Annotated in this window: 16 protein-coding genes; 3 read left to right on the forward strand and 13 right to left on the reverse strand. The window is 69.8% G+C overall.

The window, feature by feature from the left end; translation table 11 throughout:
- Positions 1-46: 46 nt before the first annotated feature.
- The 9 genes from glmM to eccCa all read right to left on the reverse strand — a co-directional run bounded on the left by glmM (position 47) and on the right by eccCa (position 11154).
- The gene (gene glmM / locus FCG67_RS03380; RefSeq protein ID WP_136907046.1) at positions 47-1387 is read right to left on the reverse strand and encodes a phosphoglucosamine mutase; all 1341 of its coding nucleotides are present in this window, start codon (positions 1385-1387) and stop codon (positions 47-49) included.
- A 118-nt stretch (positions 1388-1505) separates the two neighbouring features.
- Positions 1506-2030: a 30S ribosomal protein S9 gene (gene rpsI, locus FCG67_RS03385; RefSeq protein WP_077040868.1), complete on the reverse strand. Its 525-nt coding sequence runs from the start codon at positions 2028-2030 to the stop codon at positions 1506-1508.
- Entirely contained in the window at positions 2027-2470 is a 444-nt protein-coding gene (gene rplM, locus FCG67_RS03390; protein ID WP_097210382.1) for a 50S ribosomal protein L13, read from the reverse strand. Before rplM ends, rpsI begins: the two co-directional genes overlap by 4 nt.
- A 240-nt stretch (positions 2471-2710) precedes the next feature.
- A complete protein-coding gene (gene rocD / locus FCG67_RS03395; protein ID WP_136907047.1) occupies positions 2711-3937 on the reverse strand; it encodes an ornithine--oxo-acid transaminase in 1227 nt (408 codons plus the stop codon).
- Complete coding sequence (gene ddaH, locus FCG67_RS03400) at positions 3934-4803, reverse strand: dimethylargininase (RefSeq protein WP_246044767.1); 870 nt, start codon at positions 4801-4803, stop codon at positions 3934-3936. Before ddaH ends, rocD begins: the two co-directional genes overlap by 4 nt.
- Before the next feature lie 144 nt (positions 4804-4947).
- On the reverse strand, positions 4948-5238 hold the full coding sequence (locus tag FCG67_RS03405) for a WXG100 family type VII secretion target (RefSeq protein WP_077040866.1): 291 nt from the start codon (positions 5236-5238) through the stop codon (positions 4948-4950).
- An 82-nt stretch (positions 5239-5320) separates the two neighbouring features.
- On the reverse strand, positions 5321-5635 hold the full coding sequence (locus FCG67_RS03410) for a WXG100 family type VII secretion target (RefSeq protein ID WP_097210380.1): 315 nt from the start codon (positions 5633-5635) through the stop codon (positions 5321-5323).
- Positions 5636-5779: 144 nt separating this feature from the next.
- Positions 5780-7171 (reverse strand): type VII secretion-associated protein, encoded by a 1392-nt coding sequence (locus tag FCG67_RS03415; protein ID WP_136907049.1) that lies wholly within the window; start codon positions 7169-7171, stop codon positions 5780-5782.
- Positions 7153-11154 (reverse strand): type VII secretion protein EccCa, encoded by a 4002-nt coding sequence (gene eccCa, locus FCG67_RS03420; protein ID WP_136907052.1) that lies wholly within the window; start codon positions 11152-11154, stop codon positions 7153-7155. Before eccCa ends, FCG67_RS03415 begins: the two co-directional genes overlap by 19 nt.
- Before the next feature lie 207 nt (positions 11155-11361).
- Between eccCa and eccD the strand changes: the two genes are divergently transcribed.
- Together eccD and mycP are read left to right on the forward strand one after the other, a co-directional pair.
- Positions 11362-12828 (forward strand): type VII secretion integral membrane protein EccD, encoded by a 1467-nt coding sequence (gene eccD, locus FCG67_RS25310; RefSeq protein WP_136907054.1) that lies wholly within the window; start codon positions 11362-11364, stop codon positions 12826-12828.
- Entirely contained in the window at positions 12825-14213 is a 1389-nt protein-coding gene (gene mycP / locus FCG67_RS25315; protein WP_246044771.1) for a type VII secretion-associated serine protease mycosin, read from the forward strand. Before eccD ends, mycP begins: the two co-directional genes overlap by 4 nt.
- On the opposite strand, the gene eccB is transcribed toward mycP, so the two are convergent.
- Positions 14180-15646 carry a type VII secretion protein EccB gene (gene eccB / locus FCG67_RS03435; protein ID WP_136907056.1) on the reverse strand — a complete coding sequence of 489 codons (1467 nt, stop codon included), beginning with the start codon at positions 15644-15646 and terminating at the stop codon, positions 14180-14182. The genes mycP and eccB overlap by 34 nt on opposite strands.
- 145 nt (positions 15647-15791) lie before the next feature.
- Between eccB and eccE the strand changes: the two genes are divergently transcribed.
- Positions 15792-17393, forward strand: a complete 1602-nt coding sequence (gene eccE, locus FCG67_RS03440) for a type VII secretion protein EccE (RefSeq protein ID WP_246044773.1) — start codon at positions 15792-15794, stop codon at positions 17391-17393.
- Between the two features lie 7 nt (positions 17394-17400).
- Here eccE and FCG67_RS03445 read toward each other — a convergent pair whose 3' ends face one another.
- From FCG67_RS03445 to FCG67_RS03455, 3 genes are all read right to left on the reverse strand, one after another.
- The gene (locus tag FCG67_RS03445; protein ID WP_136907058.1) at positions 17401-17964 is read right to left on the reverse strand and encodes an NADPH-dependent FMN reductase; all 564 of its coding nucleotides are present in this window, start codon (positions 17962-17964) and stop codon (positions 17401-17403) included.
- 113 nt (positions 17965-18077) lie between these two features.
- The gene (locus tag FCG67_RS03450; RefSeq protein ID WP_136907060.1) at positions 18078-18950 is read right to left on the reverse strand and encodes an Ig-like domain-containing protein; all 873 of its coding nucleotides are present in this window, start codon (positions 18948-18950) and stop codon (positions 18078-18080) included.
- Positions 18951-19003: 53 nt separating this feature from the next.
- Positions 19004-20149 carry an Ig-like domain-containing protein gene (locus FCG67_RS03455; protein ID WP_169310431.1) on the reverse strand — a complete coding sequence of 382 codons (1146 nt, stop codon included), beginning with the start codon at positions 20147-20149 and terminating at the stop codon, positions 19004-19006.
- Between the last annotated feature and the right edge of the window lie 48 nt (positions 20150-20197).

Raw genomic sequence — 20197 nt, forward strand, 5'->3', positions numbered from 1 at the left:
CCGTTTCGGGGTTCACCCCCAGTCCGCGACCGCGGGGGCTGCGCCCCTAGACCGAGGCGACGCGGTCCGCGAGCCCGTCGGCCAGCTTCTGCGCGATCTCGATCTCGGTGGCCTCGACCATCACCCGCACCAGCTGTTCGGTGCCGGACGGGCGGAGCAGCACGCGACCAGCCTCGCCGAGCATCGCCTCGGCCTCGGCAACCGCCTCGAGCACCGCAGGCGCGCAAGCGACCGCCGCCTTGTCGGTGACCTGGACGTTGACCAGCACCTGCGGCAGCGTGCGCATCACCGCGGCCAGCTCACGAAGTGACTTTCCGGTCTGTGCCATCCGGCCCATCAGCCGGAGCCCGGTGAGGACGCCGTCGCCGGTGGTCCCGAAGCCGGGCAGCACCACGTGTCCCGACTGCTCGCCGCCGAGGCTGAACGAACCGTTGCGCAGCTCCTCGAGGACGTACCGGTCGCCGACCGCCGTCGTACGGACCTCGATACCCGCCTCACGCATCGCGATGTGCAGGCCGAGATTGCTCATCACCGTCGCGACCAGGGTGTTCTGGGCCAGTTCGCCGGACTCGTGCATCGCGAGGGCGAGCACGCTCATGATCGCGTCGCCGTCGACCACGGCGCCGGTGGCGTCGACGGCCAGGCACCTGTCCGCGTCCCCGTCGTGCGCGATGCCCAGGTCGGCGCCGTGCGCGAGCACCGCGGCCCTGAGCTCGTCGAGGTGGGTCGAACCGCAGCCGTCGTTGATGTTGAGGCCGTCGGGATCGGCGTGGATGGCGATGACCCGCGCGCCTGCCGCCCGGTAGGCCTCCGGTCCAACCGTCGAGGCGGCGCCGTTTGCGCAGTCCACCACCACGGTCAACCCGTCGACACGGTGGGTGGTGCCGCGAGCGAGGTTCTCGAGGTATCGCTCGGCCGCGTCGGTCGCGGTGCGGACGCGTCCGATCCCGGCGCCGGTCGGCCGCGGGATCAGGTCGCGGTCGGCGATGGCGGCCTCGATGCGGTCTTCCGACTCGTCGTCGAGCTTGTGCCCGCCCGCCGCGAAGATCTTGATGCCGTTGTCCGGCATGGGGTTGTGCGAGGCGGAGATCATCACGCCGAGCGCGGCGTCGTAGGCGCCGGTGAGGAAGGCGACGGCGGGCGTGGGCAGCACACCGACGTTGATGACGTCGACGCCCGCCGCGGTGAGCCCGGCGGTGACGGCCGCCTCGAGCATCTCACCGCTCGCACGGGGGTCTCGTCCGAGGACGGCGGTCGGTCGGGGCGCGCCCCGCTCGGAGAGCGCCAGCACCGAGGCTGCCGCCCCCGCGATCCGCAGCGCCAACTCGGCGTCGAGCTCCGCATTCGCCAAGCCGCGCACGCCGTCCGTACCGAACATCCGACCCATGTAAACAGACCCCTCTGTCTTTGCTACGACAAGAGCAGGCGTCCGGTACTGCTGGACGCCTGCTCTTGTTGGTGAACAGGTGCCGATGCCGACCCTCGGGGCCGGCATCGGCGACACATCAGCGCTTGGAGTACTGAGATGCCTTACGGGCCTTCTTCAGGCCGTACTTCTTGCGCTCGACGGCGCGGGCGTCACGGGTGAGGAAGCCGGCGCTCTTGAGCGCGGGGCGATCCTCGGGGGTGACCTCGATCAGGGCGCGGGCGATGGCCAGACGCAGGGCGCCTGCCTGTCCGGACGGTCCGCCGCCGTGCAGGAGGGCAACGATGTCGAAGGACTCGGTGCGCTCCACGGTGACGAGCGGGGCCTTGATGAGCTGCTGGTGCACCTTGTTGGGGAAGTAATCCTCCATGGTGCGGCCGTTGAGCTTGAACTCGCCGGTGCCGGGGATCATGCGGACGCGGACGACCGCCTCCTTACGACGGCCGACGGTCTGGATCGGGCGATCGATGTAGATCGGGGCTGCGGGGGCGACTGCCGCCTCGGCCTCGAACTCCTCGACGATCTCGGGCTGATCCGCGGAGTCGAACTCCTCCACCACGGTCTCCTCGACAACGACCTCAGCGGTCTCGTTCTGCTCGGTCACTGGGCCACCTGCTTGATCTCGAACGGAACCGGCTGCTGCGCGGCGTGGGGGTGATTCGGGCCTGCGTAGACCTTCAGCTTGCCGGCGATGGCGCTGCCGAGCTTGTTCTTCGGGAGCATGCCGACGACGGCCTTCTCCACGAGGCGGTCGGGGGTCCGCTCGAGGACCTCGCCGACGGTGCGGGACCGCAGGCCACCCGGGTAACCGGAGTGGTTGTAGAGGAGCTTGCCGTCGCGCTTGTTGCCGCTGATCGCGACCTTGTCGGCGTTGATGATGACGACGAAGTCGCCGCCGTCAACGTGCGGTGCAAAGGTGGGCTTGTGCTTGCCGCGGAGCAGGTTCGCTGCCTGCACGGCAAGTCGGCCGAGCACCACGTCAGTGGCGTCGATGACGTGCCACGTGCGGGTCACATCTCCGGCCTTCGGGGTGTACGTAGACACAGAACTTCCTCGTCATATCGTGTAGCTGCTGGCCACAGCGTGTGGTCCGGATGATCTCGGCGGCCAGTGGAGACCCGAGAACCCGCACTACAACGGGCACGTGAGTGCCGCGCCGTACCGCACGCCGACGTAGAACCATACCGCGCAGGTCAGGGCCTGGTCAAAGTCGGTCTCGACGGCGGGACCGCGGCGGGGAACGCACACCGGTGACGATGCGACGCCGCTCACCGCCCCGGTGGCTCACCGCTCGCCGAGCGCGTCCGCCAACTGCTCGACCGCCCAGGTGATCTCGTCACGCTCGATGACGAGCGGCGGCGCCATCCGGATGGTGCCCTCGTGCGCGTCCTTTGCGAGTACCCGGCGGGCGAGCAATCGCTCGCAGACCACCCGGGCGCCCGGCTGACCGGCTGCCAGCTGCACGCCCGCCCACAATCCGCGCCCGCGGACCTCCGAGACCTGTTCCGGTGGCAGCTGCCCGAGCAGGTCGTGCAGATGGGCGCCCAGTTCGCGGCTGCGCTGCTGGAACTCCCCCGTCTCCAGCAGCCGGACCACCTCGCTGCCGACCGCGCAGGCGAGCGGGTTCCCGCCGAAGGTGCTGCCGTGCTGACCGGGGCGGATCACCTCCATCACCGACCGGTCCGCCACCACGGCGGAGACCGGGATCAACCCACCGCCGAGTGCCTTCCCGAGGATGTAGACGTCGGGGACAACGTTCTCGTGATCGCAGCCGAAGGTGTCGCCGGTCCTGCCGAGCCCACTCTGGATCTCGTCCGCGAGCATGAGGATCGAGTGCTCGTCGCACAGTGCCCGGACCGCCGCGAGGTAGCCGTCGGGCGGGACCAGCACGCCTGCCTCACCCTGGATCGGCTCGATCAGGACGGCCACGGTGTTCGGGGTGACCGCGGCGGCGAGCGCATCGAGGTCGCCGTAGTCGACGGTGCGGAAACCGGGTGCGTACGGGCCGAAGCCGTCGTGCGCATCGGGGTCGGTGGAGAACCCGACGATGGTGATGGTCCGGCCGTGGAAGTTCCCGGCGAAGGTGATGATCTCCGCGCGGTCGGGCGCGACACCCTTGACGTCGTACCCCCAGCGCCTGGCCAGTTTCAGCGCGGTCTCGACGGCCTCGGCCCCGGTGTTCATCGGGAGCACCGCCTCCTTGCCGCACAGCCGGCTCACGTCCTCACAGAACCCGGCGAACGCCGCGTGCTGGAACGCGCGGCTGGTGAGCGCGAGCGTCCCGAGCTGTGCACGGGCGACCTCGACCAGTCGTGGGTGCCCGTGCCCGAAGTTGAGCGCCGAGTACCCGGCCAGCATGTCGAGGTACTCGACGCCGTCGATGCCGCGCGCCCATGCACCGCGCGCCGAGTCGATGACCACCGGAAGCGGGTCGTAGTTGTGCGCGCTGTGCGCCTGGGCCCGCGCGAGTTCCGCGAGCGTGTCTGCGGTCACCGGCACCCGCGCGTTCATCGGCCCGCCCGCAGCTCGCGATAGCCGCGGAGTTCCAGGGTGCAGCACTTGATCCCACCGCCCGACTTGAGGAACTCCGAGAAGTCCACGGGGACCGGGGTGTACCCACGCTCGGCGAGCCGGCCGGCCAGCCGCTGCGCCTGACTGGGCAGCACCACATTACGGCCGTCGCTGACCAGATTGAGGCCGAGCCACCGGGTGTCGGCCTCCTCGGCGATGACGGCGTCGGGGAACAGGTCCCGGAGGACCGCGAGGCTCTCGGGGGCGAATGCCCGCGGCAGGTAGGCGGCGGTGTGATCGTCGAGCACGCCGAGCGCCGTGTTGAGGTGGTAGTACCGGGGATCGATCAGTCGCAGGGTGACCACCCGGCGGCCCAGGTGCCGGGCCACCTCGGCGTGCGCGCGCTCGTCGGTGCGGAACCCCGTTCCCGCGCAGACGATGTCGCCGACCACCAGCAGGTCGCCCTCGCCCTCGTTGATGTACCGGGGACGGGTGGGCCGGAGCAGTCCGTTGGCGCGGAACCAGCGCAGGACGTGGTCGGCCTCCGCGGCCCGCTGTTCGGATCGGTACCGCGCGCCGAGCGCGACCCCGTCGATGACGAGGCCGCTGTCGGTGACGAAGACCATGTCCGGGAGCCCCGGCACGGGATCGATCGTCAGGACCTCGTGTCCGAGCCGCCGATAGGTCTCCACCAGGTGCTCCCACTGGGACATCGCCAACGCGGTGTCGACGGGATCCTCGGGTCGCATCCATTCATTGATGCTGTAGACCACGTCGAAGAAGGTCGGGGGGCACATCAGGTAGCTCCGCGGCCGCGCGTGGCGGGCATCCGTCCGGCCGGAATCGGCCCCTGCGGTCTGCGTCATCCCCTGCCCCTTTCGGCGAAGGTGCTACGAGTATCCGCGCCCGGCGAACCCGAATCAATGACCTGGCCCCGAACACGAGAATTCCCCGGTGGCTCTCCTCCACCGGGGAATCCTCATGGCATGAACGCGACCAGCGCGCCGACCTCAGGCCCAGCTGGCGGCCGCACTGTTGTTCGTCGCGTTCATGTCGTCATTACCGGCGCCGACGGCCCGACCGATGGCCTCGAGGACCTGGTTCAGCTCGTTGGCCGCGGAATCCCACTTGGCCTGCTGCGCCTGGTAGGCCTCCGACGCGGAGCCCTCCCACTCGGCGACGAGCGGCGCGAGGTAGCTCTTCAGGTCGCCCAGCTTGCCGTTGATGTTTCCGCTCGTGGCGGCGATGTCCGCCCGGGCGCCGTCGATGGCGCCGAAGTCGTAACGCATGGTCCCGCTCATGGGTCCTCCTACAGTGTGGATCGAAGCAGTCTGGTTCGAAAAAGGGTGTCGCCCACCCGGGTCCGGCCCGAGCGCGCGGGACTCAGATGTTGAGGCCGCCGCCCGCGTTGTTGATGGCGCTCGAGTGGTCGTCCTGCACCGCGGCGTAGGCGACGCCGTTGGCCTTGATGTTCTCGCTGATCGCGAGCAGCGACTCGTTGAGGCGCTTGGCGCTGGAGTCCCAGCGGACCATCAGGTTGTCGAACGCGACCTTGGCTGCGCCTTCCCAGGCACCGTTGACGGCGGCGAGCCGACCCTGCAGCGAGGACAGCTGCCCCTGGATGTCCGCGTTGACATCGCCCACGTGCCGCGACGCGGTCTCCATGGTTTCGGTGGTAGTCCTCATCTGACCGCTCATGACCAGCTCCTTAGAAATCGTCCGCGTCCTGGATTTCCAGCCCCCTCTGGACTGAGACGGACCGCGCCTACAGATAGTTGGACGCGCGCGCCCGGCCGTTCGGTTCCATCGAATCCGAACCAATTTCCGCGAGCGGGCGCGCGATCAGCGACCGGCGATCGCCGTCGAGCGAACTGCCTGCTCACACGGGCCTGCGAGGTCGCGCCACCGATCCGGCGAGATCTGGCAGCCGACGCTGACCTGTAGTCCGTCCTCCACGAAGACAGACCACCGGACCTCGGTGTCGGGGTCCGGTCGCTCCCGGTACAGAAGTCCCGGCCGCCCGTCGACGGCACCGCGCTCGAGCGCGGTGAAGGTCTCCGGCCGCATCTCGGCGCGCCGACGCAGGGTGTGCGCCACCGCCTCGAGATCCGCCCCCGGCGTCAGTTCCTGCGCCACGACCAGGATTCGTGCGGCCGCGCCCTTCTCCGGCACCAGCTCCACCCGGGCCGCGTCGCCGCGGTCGGCGCGTTCGCGCCACCCAAGGGGAACGGTCACGCTCACCCGGCCCGCGCGTGCGGATGCCTGCGCCTGCCCCTCCGTGTCCGGCTCCGCCGATGCGCGAGGATCGCCGCCTCCCGCGACGACGACGACCGCGGTGACCGCCGCGACCACGAGCACACCGGCCGCGACGAGCGGGCCCCACCGGCCGACGGTGGCCCACCGCGACCGGCGCACCACCGGCGCGATCGTCTCGGGCGCGGCAGGCGCCTGAGCCATCACGTCGAGTCCACGGGCCAGCGCACCCGCCGCGACGGCGGAGCCAGGGACCACCCTCGCCACCACCGGCAGATCCCACCCGGCCTCGATCGCATCGACGATCGAGAGTCCAGTCGTTCCGGGCAGTTCGCCGGCCACGAGAATTCTCGGCGGTCGTTCGGGGCACAGTTCACGCATCGCCGCGGCGAACTCGCCTGCCACATCCGGGTTGTCACGCAGATCCGACGAGCCCAGTTCCGCCCGGTGTACGCAGTCGTCGCTGTCGACACCGGGCACCGAGGCCGTCGTCTCGAGGAACCCGACCTCCAGCACCGCGCTCCCGGTCGGCATCGGCTCGGGCGACCACCGCGCCAGCGCCTCCGGAACACTGATCAGGAGCACCCCCTTGCCGATCCCACGGCCTGCCCTGACCAGGGCCCGCCGACGACCGCGACCCCAGTGCGCCGGATGGGTGAGCACCACCAGATCCGGCGCGGTGCGCACCCCGAGTCCGGCCACCAGGTGCCCCAGCACGCCTGCCAGCACCTCGTCCATCGGGAACACCCGATCGCCGAGCGAGAGGTACTCGTCGTCGACATACCGGATCGGGTACGGCTCGAAGGACTCCGGATCGGCGATCCCCGCGGCGAAGGCCCGGTCCCCGAACCGCAGGCCGAAGGAGTCGGCGTACACCGCTGCCGGGCAATCGAAGTGCACGCCCGCGTGGCACCCCCACACCGTCGACTCGGTGAGGTGGATGGCCAGCACCCCGTCGGCGGTCACAGCGGCGGAAGCCACGCCACCTGCACCAGGGAGGCACCCGCCCTGGTGACCAGAGTGCCTCGGCCAGGCGGCATCTCACTGGGGCGGACGGTGCCGATCAGGTTGCCCTCGTCGCGGCTTCCGCTCATCACGAGTCCCGCCGGGACGAGGTCGCGCAACCGCGCGATGATCGGCTCGTACAGCGCCCGGGCCGCGCCACCGGAACGGCGGGCGATGACCAGGTGCAGGCCGATGTCGTTGGCATGCGGCAGATACTCGAGCAGCGGGGTCAGCGGGTTCCCGCTCGAGGTGGCGACGAGGTCGTAATCGTCGACCACCACGTAGATCTCGGGTCCGGTCCACCAGTTCCGGTCGCGCATCGCCTGGATGGTGATGTCGGGTGCGGGCATCCGGGTCTCCATGATCGATGCGAGCTCGTTCATGAACTTGGTGGCCGTCACGGAGTTCGGCGCGTACCCGGCGAGATGATCGCCCTCCACGACCCCCAACATGGTCCGCCGGTAGTCGATCTGGATGATCTTGGCCTGAGATGGGGTGTTCGATTCCATGATGCCCGCGCAGATCCCGCGCAGCAGCGTGGTCTTACCCGACGCGCTGTCGGCGAACGTGAGCATGTGCGGCTGTTCCGTGAAGTCCACGAATGCCGGGGCCAATTCGGCCTCGTCGATGCCGATCGGGATCCGGAGACACCCACCGTCGCCCGCCTGCGGCCGGCCCGGTGCCACCATCGCGAGCAGTTCCGCGCGCGGGAATCGTTCGGGGAGCATCCGCACCGGCGGTGCGGCGCGCCCGACGGTGACCGCCGAGATCCGCGCGACGGCATCCGCGACCCCCGCGGTGAGGTCGGCGCTGCTCGGGTTCCCGTCCACCCGCGGCAACCCCGTCAGCAGGTGCAGTCCCTCTCGCGTCATGCCGCGGCCCGGTCGCCCCTCCGGCACGCGGGATGCCTTGGGCCTGCCCACGTCCGAATCCGATGGGTCGCCGAGCCGGAGCTCGATCCGGGTGCCCAACTGATCCTTGAGCGCCGGGCGGATCTCGCCCCACCGGGACGCCGTGAGTACCACGTGCACGCCGAACGAGAGTCCCTGACCGGCCAGGGCACCGATCTGCGCCTCGAGGGGTTCGAAGTCCTGCCGGATGCTGGGCCAGCCGTCGATCACCAGGAACACGTCGCCGAACGGGTCCTCGGACACGCCAAGCGCTGCCGGGCCGCCGGTGGCCGGGTCGAGCGAACGAAGCCGCCGGAACTCGGCCATCGAATCGATGCCCAGTTCCCGGAAGCGGTGTTCGCGCTGGCGCACGATGGAGTTCATCTCGGCGACGGTGCGCCGCACCCGGTCCACGTCGAGGCGGTTCGCCACCGATCCGACATGCGGGAGGCCGGCCAGGCCTGCGAGGGTGCCGCCACCGAAGTCGAGGCAGTAGAACTGCACCTGCTCGGGGGAATGGACAAGGGCCATCGACGTGATCACGGTGCGCAGCACGGTCGACTTACCCGACTGCGGTCCGCCGACGATCGCCATGTTGCCCCGGGAACCGGAGAGATCCACCACGAGCTCGTCGCGCCGCTGGTCGTAGGGCCGGTCCACGATGCCGATCGGCGCCCGCAGCGTGCTCACCGCGGAAACCGGCTCCACCAGAACGGATCTCGGCAGCAACGAGTCCAGGGTGGGCGGGTCCTCCAGCGGGGGCAGCCACACATTGTGGGCGGCGGGCCCGCGTCCACGGATCCGGTCCACCACCGTCTCCAGGACCGTCAACCCGCTCGGTTGGGGCTCCATGTCGGCGCTCGGCGGCAGCGCGGCCGGGACATCGACGATCAGGTCGGACACCGGGGCCGCGGTGAACGGACGCGGCCTCAGATCGATCGGGGACGCGGCGGCCTCGATAGCGGCCCGCGATCGTCCACCGAGGTAGGGACCGGAGACATAGGCGGCCGCGAACCTGACGATCTCGGCGGAGTCGCACTTGAGGTAGCCAGAGCCCGGTGTGCCCGGGAGGTGGTATGCGTCTGGCACACCGAGGACGGTGCGGGACTCGTTGGCGGAGAACGTCTTGAGGCCGATCCGATACGAGAGGTGACTGTCGAGCCCGCGCAGCTTGCCTTCCTCGAGCCGCTGGCTGGCCAGCAGCAGGTGCATGTGCAGGGACCGGCCCAGCCGCCCGATCGCAACGAACAGGTCCGCGAACTCCGGTTGCTGACTGAGCAGCTCGGAGAACTCGTCCACCACGATGAACAGCGCGGGCAGCGGGGCGAGGTCGGCTCCCCCGGCACGCGCCTTCTCGTAGTCGGAGACGTTCGCGAAGTTGCCCGCCGAGCGCAGCAACTCCTGCCTGCGGTTCATCTCTCCCGCGAGCGCGTCCTTCATCCGGTCGACCATCGCCAACTCCTCGGAGAGGTTGGTGATGACCGCGGCGACGTGCGGTGCCCCCTCCAGGCCGAGGAAGGTGGCGCCGCCCTTGAAGTCGACGAGCACGAGGTTCAACGATTCCGGCGAATGGGTGGCCAGCAGCCCGAGGACCAGGGTTCGGAGGAACTCCGACTTCCCCGATCCGGTGGCGCCGATGCACAGGCCGTGCGGGCCCATGCCGTTCTCGGCAGCTTCCTTGAGATCGATCTCGACCGGCGAGCCGTCCATGCCGACGCCGATCGGTACGCGTAGGCGCTCCCGCGCGGTCCTCGGCGCCCACGCCACCTCCGGGTCGAGGGTGGCGACATCCGGGATCCCGAGCAGGTGATGCCAGCTCGCCACCGGCTGACCGTCCTCGACCGCATCGGTCGTCTGCTGGGTCGCCGTTCGGTACGGGGCCAGCCGCCTGGCCGCGGTCTGCGCCTGATGGGTACTGAGCTGATCCGCGACCGCGAAGATCTCGATCCCGGAACCGCTTCGTGCACCGATGGATTCGCCATCCATCACCAGCTGGATCCCACGACTCGCCGCCAGCTTGGGGCAGTAGCCGCTGAGGTCGAGCACCGTCACCGAATCGAGGCCACCGTCGATGATGGACTCGCCGTCCAGGATCCCGCCGTCGATCACCACGATCATCTGCGCAACCCCGGGAGTGGCGGGAGCGTTGCGCGAGTACCGGTTGCGGACGGCCAGCTGGGGCCCGAGCGCGGCCTCGAGCTCCATCAACGAACCGAAGAACATCCGGCTGGTGCCTGCCCCGTCCTGCGCCTCCGGATGCTGCGAATGCGGCAGCCATTTCGCCCATTCCCACTCGGGAGCGGTGTCGGGACCGCAGACGACCGCGACCTGCAGCTGATCGGGACCGTGGAACGTACACAGCTGCACCAGCATCGAACGCACCATCGCCCGGGCCGCCTGGCGGTCACCGTCGACGCCGATGGCGGCGAAACCGCGCACCGATACCGCGGTCGGCAGCTCGTGGACCACCGAATGGGTGCGCACGAATCGTCGGAGCGACACCGCGGCGACCGGTTCGAGGTCCTCCACCGGGCCGGTCTCCGGCGCGATCAAGCGGGTCGCCAGCCGTTGGCTGCCTCGGCCGACCCGAACGTGGCAATAATCCGGATCGGCGACCCGCCGCTCCCACATCCGCGCGGTCCCCGCAAGCGTCCACAGGAACCGCGGATCCGGGTGACTCCACTCGAGCGCCGCGCGCTGCTTGTCGCCGGTGTCGTAGACGTCCCGGCGCAGCTGATCGAGGTAGCGCAGATAGTCCTTGCGGTCCTCGTTCGCCTCGGCCGACCTGGCGCCCCCACCCTTTCCGCCCCCGCCCGCGAGCATCCCCAGCATCGAGACCACCATCATGACCGGGAACAGCAGCGACATCGGATTGGCGGCCATGCCGGAGGTGAACATCAGGGCGACCATGCCGAGCATCGCCACCACCATCACCACCGGCAGCAGCTTGGTGAGCAGGTTGCCCGGAATGATCTTCGGGATCTCGGGCGGCGCCTGCAGGCTCAGCTCGCCTCCCGGCGTGCGCGGCACCTCTCGGCGCGCCCTACGTACGAATCGCACGGTACTCACGCGCGTTCACCCCCCAGATTCCGCTTGGCAATCCCGAAATGGACCCCACTCCCCTGGGTCGACACCTCGAGCCATGAGAGGTTAGCCCATCCCGCGCGCGCCCCACGGCGCCGGGCCGAGGAGCCGGATGTCGTAGAGTGCACCCGTTGGGCGAGGATCGGTGCAGGTGGGGCCCTGCACACCGAGTTTCTTGGGGGGAAACGAACAATGACCGCTGCGCGCGTGGATGCGTCTCCGGCCGACGCACATCGGGGTGGCCGCACCGACCTGTGTCGCCTGACGATTCTGGCGGATCACACTCAGGTGGACCTCGCGGTCCCGTTCGGGGTGCCGCTGGCCCTGGTCATTCCCGGCATCGTCGACATGATCGAAAGCCACAGCATCGCAAACGACTTCGCCACACCCGCCGAGCCGTTCGAGCCCACCGAGTGGGTGTTGGCACGGATCGGGCAGTCACCGCTGTCGGCCACCCTCAGCCTCGGCGAACACGGAGTCCGCGACGGTGACCTGCTGGTCCTGCAGTCCGCGCCGACGAGCGCCCCGGCACCCCTGTTCGACGACATCATGCACAATGTCGCGGCCCTGGAGGCCGACCGGTACCGGCGCTGGACCCCGCTCTCGGCACGGGTGATGGGCAGCGCCGTCGCGGTTCTCGCCACGGTGGCGGGCGCCGGGGCTCTGCTGCTGGCGCGCTCCGAATCGGACAGCCTCCTCGGCGCATTCGCGGCCCTGTTCGTCGCCGCGCTGCTGATCACGGCAGGCACCGTGGTGAGCCGGATCTACCTCGACCGGGCCGCCGCCGCGGTGCTGTGCGGATGCGCGATGCCCCTCGCGTTCACCGCGGGCGCCCTGATGGTGCCCGGCCGACTCGGCTCCCCTGGCCTGCTACTCGGGGTTGTGACCTGCGGTGCGGCCGCCGCACTCGCGCTGCGGATCAGCGGCGTCGGTCTCTCGCTGTTCACCGGGATCGCGGCTGCCGCGCTGCCGGTGTCCGCGGCCGCAGCGGTCGGCACGCTGACCGAACAGCCCACCTACGCGATCGGTGCGGTGCTCGCGGCCGTCGCACTCGTCGGGCTCGCGGTCGCGCCGCGAATTGCGATGTTGTTGGCCAAACTCCCCCTGCCACCGGTACCCGCACCGGGCTCGGCGGTCGACATCGAAGAGGAGGCCCTGGAGCCGGACGCCGCGCTGCCCTCGTTCGCCTCCCTCGCGTTGCGAGCGGCCCGTGCCCGGCAGTACCTCACCGGCCTCGTGTGCGCGATGACCGCACTGACCGCGGTGGGCGCCCTGGTCGCCGCCAGGGTATTTTCCGACGGCGGAATCTATTGGCCCGGGACAATTCTCGCGACCGTGTGCGCGGGAGTCCTGATGCTCCGCGGCCGCACCTACGCCAGTGCCGAGCAGGCGGCACCCTTCATCGGCGGCGGTGCGGCCATCGCGCTGATGCTCCTCGTGGGCGCCGCCGTCACCAATCCCGGACAGTCCGTCGGCGTCTTCGCGCTCGCGGTCGTCGTCGCGGGTCTCGCGCTCGCGCTCGGCATCGTCGCGCCGAACCAGACCTTCTCGCCGGTCCTGCGTCGCTGCGTCGAACTGCTCGACTACGCGGCCATCGCCGCGGTGGTCCCGCTGGTCTGTTGGGTGTCCGGGCTGTTCACCATGATGCGCGGCCTGTGAGCGGCCACGCACGACGGATCCCGATCGCGCTCGCCGGTGTCGCCCTCGCGGTGTCACTCGGTCAGGCGACCGCGATCGCGGTCCCCCCGCCGTCGATCGACCCCGGCCGGGTGCCGCCCAACTCCGCGCCGTCCGGACCGAAGACCGAGCTCAGGGACCCCTGCTCGACCACGCAGCCGGCCGCCGATCTGGCACAGGTGCCGCCGCCGCAGCGCGCACTGGACCTGGAGTCGGTGTGGCCACTCAGCACCGGGCGGGGCCAGACGGTGGCGGTGATCGACACCGGGGTCGAGCGGCACAGCCGCCTGCCCGGACTGATCCCCGGCGGGGACTACGTCTCCACCGGCGACGGAACCCAGGACTGCGACGCGCACGGAACCCTGGTGGCGGGCATCATCGCCGCGAATCGCAGCGGTCAGACCGGATTCGCAGGCGTCGCTCCCGATGCCCGGATCCTGAGCATCCGGCAGTCGAGCAACATCTATCGGGAAACCGACGGCCGCAAGGACGCCGAGGGTCAGAACGCGAAGGGCGCCGGAAACGTGAGCACCCTCGCCCGGGCCATCCGGCACGCCGCGGACTTCCCCGGCGTGACGGTCATCAACATCTCGGAGGTGGCGTGTGTCCCCGCGGGCGCGGGCGACAGCGCGGCGCTCGGCGCCGCCGTCGACTACGCAGCCCGCATCAAGGACATCGTCGTGGTCGCCGCGGCGGGCAACCTCGACAGCGAGGCCTGCAAGGCATCGAACCCGCAGCCGAACCCCGCCACACCCCATGCGAATCCATGGGATTCGGTGACCACCATCGCGACCCCGGCCTGGTACGACGATCAGGTGCTCGCCGTGGGCTCGGTCGACCAGGGCGGCGCACCGTCCCCCTTCACCGTCCCCGGACCGTGGGTCGACGTCGCCGCGCCGGGCACCGAGATCACCTCGCTCGACCCGCGCCGGCCGGAGCCGACCGGGGTGACGGATTCCGTGAACGGCGGCTCGGTTCAGGGCACCAGCTTCGCCGCCCCCTACGTGGCCGGCACCGCTGCCCTGATCCGGGCGAGGTTCCCGCGGTTGACCGCCCGGCAGGTCATGGACCGGATCGAACAGACGGCGCACGCGCCTGCCGACGGATGGGATCCGTTCGTCGGACACGGCGTCATCGACCCGGCGGCCGCCGTGACTGCGGAGCTTCCCGGTTCCGTACCCGTGGACGAACCCCAGTCCACCGCGATCGCCATTCCCGAAGCGCCTGCGCCGCCCGACGACCGTCCACGAAAAGTCGCCGTGGCGGGAGCGGGCGGCGTCGTTGCGCTGCTGGGACTCGGGCTACTGGCCTCGTTCCCGTTGCGCCGCAGGCTTCACCGGGACGGCGGCGAAACGTCGACCGGCTGATCGTCGGGGGCGACCCCGTCGTGCGCCAGGAAGGCGGCTTCCCTGCCGAGCATCGGGCCCGGGGCGAGCAGTCCGACGATTGACCACGGTGCCGCGACGCTCCCGTCGGTGAACCCGAGAACCTTTGCGGCGTCCACGTTCTCGACGCCATAGCGGACACCCGTGTCCGCCACGAAGAACAGCGCACCCTTGCGTTCGCTGGACGGGTCCATACCCGCGGCCTGAACCAGCCCGCCGCTACCCGGTTTCAGGTACGCGGCGTCGACCATCGGTCCGGTGCCGTCCGCCTGCGCCAGCGAGACCATCTCGGCGTCGCGCGGGAGCGGGAGCGCGTTCCCCGCGATCACCGTGACCGTGGCGTTGAGACCCCCGTCGGATTCGTCGGCCCCCTCGATCGGCTGCCAGGACAGGCAGCTCACCGGACTGCTGTCGATGTCGACGATTTCCGGCGCCGTCTCCGGGAAGGTGGACACGGCAAGGTCGTTCACCTGTGGAGGCCGCGACACGACGTCGAGACTGACCTCGTCGGCCTCCGCGCTGCCCTGCGAGTCGGACGCCCGGATCAGGTCGCTGGTGGCTTGGCTGATCCGCTGCAACCCACCGCGCAGCACCACGTAGGACTTACTCCCCTGGGCATCCTTGGCCCGGATCACCGATCCGATCGTCTTGCCCTGCACCGGATAGTCCGGCTGCTCGCCCGCCCCACTGATCTCGGGCGGCGCGATCGCCTGCGCCTCCGGGATGGCATTGAGCAGGCCGGGGCTCACCGGCCGCGGCTCGACTCCGTCCAATCCGAAGGCGAGGGACACCGCGCGATTGTTCGGGTCGATCCGGGCTCGCTTGCCGTCGTAGACGAGAAAGGTGCCGTCCGTCCCCGTCACCAGCAGCGCTTGGCCGTCGGCCAGGGTCGAGACGTTCTCACCGAGCTCGGGATCGCCCGCGACGACGGCGGTCCTGATCGCCTTGGTGCCACCCGAGGCGATGGAATCGCACACCGTCCACGAGGTCGGATCACCGTGCGGAAGTGCCGATGGCGCACCGGGAATGCCCATCAGGGCACCGCGCGGACGAGTGCCGAGCTCCGACTCCTTGACGATCACCGGCGTCGCCGCGTCGCCCGCGATCAGCCGGGCGGACGCCAGGTTCAGCACCGGATGGAGTGTGTCCTCCACCATCACGAACATCGCCCCCGAGTCCTTGCCGACGACGATCTGCGCGTCACCGATCTTGTCCTGCGGCCGGATCAACGCCAGTGCTCCGCATCCGGCGAGGCCGATCACGGCCAGGACCGCCCCCACGGTCAGCGCTCGAGACTGGGTTCGCATCGGGTCGTGCAGCATTCGCACATCCCGGCGAACCAGGGCGTGTTCCATCCGACGAACCAAGAAGCGATACCCGTTGACCTGCCAACGCGTGGTCGGCTGTGCTGCCATTATCCCTCCCCCGTTTGGCGCGCACTACGGAGGGACACAGTACAGTTCTGTCGAAGAACCGAGCGGCGGGGACCGCACGGATCAGGGGGGATGGGGGAAGATCGTGTCTCGACGGCGGGGGCGGCGTCGGCGTGTGCTGCCGAGGGTGTCGATCCGAAATCTGGTCATCGCGCAGCTGTTGGGCGCAGGCGCGGGGGCGGCTGCGGCAGGCTTCGGTGCGACCTGGTGGCCGGCCGTGGCCGTGGGAGCGGCCGTCGCGCTGCTCGGCCTGATCCCGGTCGGCGGACGGTGTGTACTCGACTGGGCGGCCACCGGATGGCGGTATCTGCTGCGGCGCGAACGCCGCCTCGGCGAGACGTCTGACTTCCGTGTCCCGTCGGGTCCCGTGGTCGGGCTGCACTGGGACGACGGGTCGGTGGTCGCGGTCATCGAGGTGCTGCCGATTCCCGGCAACCTGACTCAGGTCACCCGCGACGGATTCGAATCGGTCCACCGGCTGCCGGTGCTCGCGCTTGCCGATTCGATGACCCAGCACGACATCATTCTCGGTGGCATCGACATCGTCAGTCACGGCTATCGCGCGAGCGCGGGCAGCCCCGCCACCGAGGTGTACGACCAGCTGGTGGGTCCGCTGCCCGCCATGGCCCAGCGGACGGTGTGGCTCGCGGTTCGATTCGACGCGACCGCCCAGTCAGGTGCCGTCACGCGGCGCGGCGGGGGCACCACCGGTGCCGCGCGGGCCGCATCGGTCGCGGCGCTGCGGATCGTCCGCGCACTGTCCGAGTCGGGCTGCCCGTCTCGGCTGCTCACCGCGGGCGAGATCACCTCCGCCGCAGCACAGATCACCCGTGGCGTGCGGCCCGACTCGTTCGCCCGTTCCTGGTCCCACACCCCGCTGCCGGGCGTGTGCAACACCGGCTATGCGATCGATCCGCGGGTGCTGTCCGACGAATTGCTGGCCAAGCTGTGGGTGCCGTCGAGCCTCGGCACCACGGTGACCGTGCGGCTGCGTCCCGGCGCACGCGCGGGCGAGGTCCGGGTCGCCGCCTCCTGCCGGATGACCACCCGCACCCTGCCGGAGCGGCTCGACCTCCCCGGACTCATCTCGATGCAGGGCAGGCAGGCGGGCGGACTGATCTCCAACCTGCCGTTCGCCTCGGCCGATCTCGACTCGCTGACTCCGTTCACGGACTTCTCCGCCGCGCAGCTCGATGCCCTTGCCCTGCCGCTGTCCGGGTGCGGGCAGCTGATCGGCTCGGACAACTACGGGCACGGACTGACGGCCCGGATCGTGGGGCCCGAGATCGAGTACGTGGACGTGCTCGGCGAGTTGTACCTCGCGCAGCAGTTGGTCTTCCGTGCCATCGCGACGGGAGCCCGGATCCAGATCCACTCGGACCGTCCCCAGGTGTGGGGCTCCCTGATCGATTCCATCGCCACCCCTGACCGGTTGCGGCTGATCGACGACCCCACCCGGCTCGACCCGACCTTCACCGCGGTTCTGTTCGACGGGGTGGAGCCGGTGCCACCGCGCGCCGGGGTCACCACCATCCGGGTACGCGACGTGCACGAGCCCGAGTCGGCGATCGATCCACAGATCTCGATCGTGCAGCCGGGCGCGAGCGGCGACCGTGTCACCCTCCGCGCCGACGGCAACCAGGTCGACCTGGTGCTGGTCACCATCGCGCAGGAGACCGCGTTCATCGGCAGGCCGAGGGCAACGCGCCCCCTTCAGCCGGCCCGGTGAGCAGCGGTCAGCCGGGATACGGGTCGGCGGCGCGCGCGGTCCGCAGCGCCTCGGCCCACCACGCCAACTGATCGAGCATTCGGACGGAGCCGTCGATCGCGGCTCCGTCCTTGGTCTCGCCGTCCGGACCGAATCGCTTACGCGCCTGGTGAAAACTGACTGTCTGACGGATCGAGACCATGTGCACCTCGGCTACCACCTGACGCATCTGTTCGGTGGCGCGCAGTCCGCCCGACAGGCCGCCGTAGGAGACGAAACCGACCGGCTTGGCCCGCCACTGCTCCTTCGCGGTGTCGATCGCGTTCTTCAGTGCGCCCGGATACCCGTGGTTGTACTCCGGGGTCACCACCACGAACGCCGCTGCGGCGTCGACCCGTTCACGAAAGGCGTCCGCTTCGGGTCCGTCGGACAGATCGGCAGGCAGCGCGAAGTCGGCGAGGTCGAGCACGCCGACATCGAAGGCTCGGTGCGCGCGCGCCCGACGCACGAACCAGTCGGCGACGACGGGTGCGAATCTGCCGACGCGGACGCTTCCGACGATCACCTCGAGCCGGATCGGTGCTGTTGCCACGCCCTATCGAACCACGTCATCCCGTCGCCGGCGCGCACTCGAGGCACCCGCTACCTCCAGAACACGACAGGGCCCCCACCGAGCGGTCGGCGGGGGCCCTGTCGTTCATACGTCTAGGAACCGAAAGGCAGCCCGGCCGAACCGGTTCCGCCGCCGCTACCGCCCGACACGTTCACGGACAATGTCGGCGAGGCCGACCCGAGGAAACGACCCGCGCCCGAGTACACCGCGGTGATCGGGTGACTCCCGTTCGTGTCGAAGGTGTGCGGGAGCGTCGCCTTGCCGTCCACGACGTTGACGGGTGCACCGATCGGGGCATCACCGTCCTTGAACTGCACGGTGCCTCCGGCGGGAACCGGGGCCACCGTCGCCGACAGCTCGACGGCGGTGCCCGCCGACGCCGAACCGGGCACGGTGAGCCCGGTCGTGGTGGCGGTGTCCGGTGCCTCGACGGTCGCGAAGACGCCGATCGGGTTGAACACCTGCGTCGAACCGAAGGTGTTCACGTCGAACGTCAGGCCGCTGTCGAACGTGCCCGCGGGCGCGTTGTCCGGAACCTTGTACGACAGCTCCAACGACACCGTCCGGTTGACGTTCTTCGACAGCATCCACGCACTCAGCGAATTCGACACCGACACCCGGTTGTTCGCCACATCCACGCTCGGCGTCACCGCCGACGTCGATGCCGCCGACACCTTCGCACTGCCCGGCACGTACTCGAACCCGGCCGGATGCACATCGGTGATCTTGTTCAGGTACCGGTCGATGATGCTGTTCACCGAGAACTCGGTCCGATACGTCACCACCTCACCCGGGAACACCGAACCATCACCGAGCAACGTCTTCGTCGCCACGATATTCGTGGACGTCACCGTCGCCGACTGCTGCGCCGCCGACGCGACACCACCACCGACCCCGAGACCGAGGGCGACAACGGCCGCCGCGCTGATCGCGGCCGCCGCGCGGCGCATCACCGTCTGAGACATGAGAATTCCTCCAAGGTGCTTGTGTGGAACTGAATGCGACCGGGCCCTTGTGATCAGGAGCCGAACCCGAGCGACCCGGTGCCGCCGGTGTTCGCCCCGGTGACCTTGAGCGCGGTGGCCGCGGAGGTCGACGCCTTGAAGCCGGGCGCACCCGAGTACACGGCGGTGATCTGATGATCACCCGCGGTGTTGAACGTGAACCACAGCGTGGCCTTGCCGTCCACCACGCCCACCGGGCCACCGATCGGGGTGTCGCCGTCCTTGAACTGCACCGTGCCGCCTGCCGGGGCGGGGGTCACTGCGGCGACCAGGCTCACCTGGACGCCGGTCTGCGCGTCGTTCGCGAGGCTGAGCACCGTCGAGGTCGCGACGTCGGGCATCGACACCGCCACCGTCGAAGGTGCGGAGGTCGAACCCGCGAATCCCGGCACGCCCGAGTACACCGCGGTGATGCTGCGCGGGCCCGCCGTGGCAAACGCATGCGACAGCGTCGCGGTGCCGTTCACGACACTGGCAGGCGTACCGATGTTCGCGTCGCCGTCCTTGAACTGCACCGTGCCGCCCGCGACAGACGGGGACACCGAGGCAGACAGGTCAACCGCGACACCCACGGTCGCGGCCGCGGGAGCCGTCAGCTGCGTGGTGGTCGAGGCCGGACCCTGCACGTCGATCGTCACGCCGATCGGGTTGAACACCTGCGTCGAACCGAAGGTGTTCACGTCGAACGTCAGGCCGCTGTCGAACGTGCCCGCGGGCGCGTTGTCCGGAACCTTGTACGACAGCTCCAACGACACCGTCCGGTTGACGTTCTTCGACAGCATCCACGCACTCAGCGAATTCGACACCGACACCCGGTTGTTCGCCACATCCACGCTCGGCGTCACCGCCGACGTCGATGCCGCCGACACCTTCGCACTGCCCGGCACGTACTCGAACCCGGCCGGATGCACATCGGTGATCTTGTTCAGGTACCGGTCGATGATGCTGTTCACCGAGAACTCGGTCCGATACGTCACCACCTCACCCGGGAACACCGAACCATCACCGAGCAACGTCTTCGTCGCCACGATATTCGTGGACGTCACCGTCGCCGACTGCTGCGCCGCCGACGCGACACCACCACCGACCCCGAGACCGAGCACCGCGAGAGCGGCACCACTCACCGCCGCCACCGCACGGCGCATCATCAGACCGGACATGAAAGTTCCTCCATTTGCAGCACAAAGCATTGTTGGATCAATACAGAA

The sequence above is a fragment of the Rhodococcus oryzae genome, from assembly GCF_005049235.1.
In the GTDB taxonomy this organism is placed as follows: Bacteria; Actinomycetota; Actinomycetes; order Mycobacteriales; family Mycobacteriaceae; genus Rhodococcus_G; species Rhodococcus_G oryzae.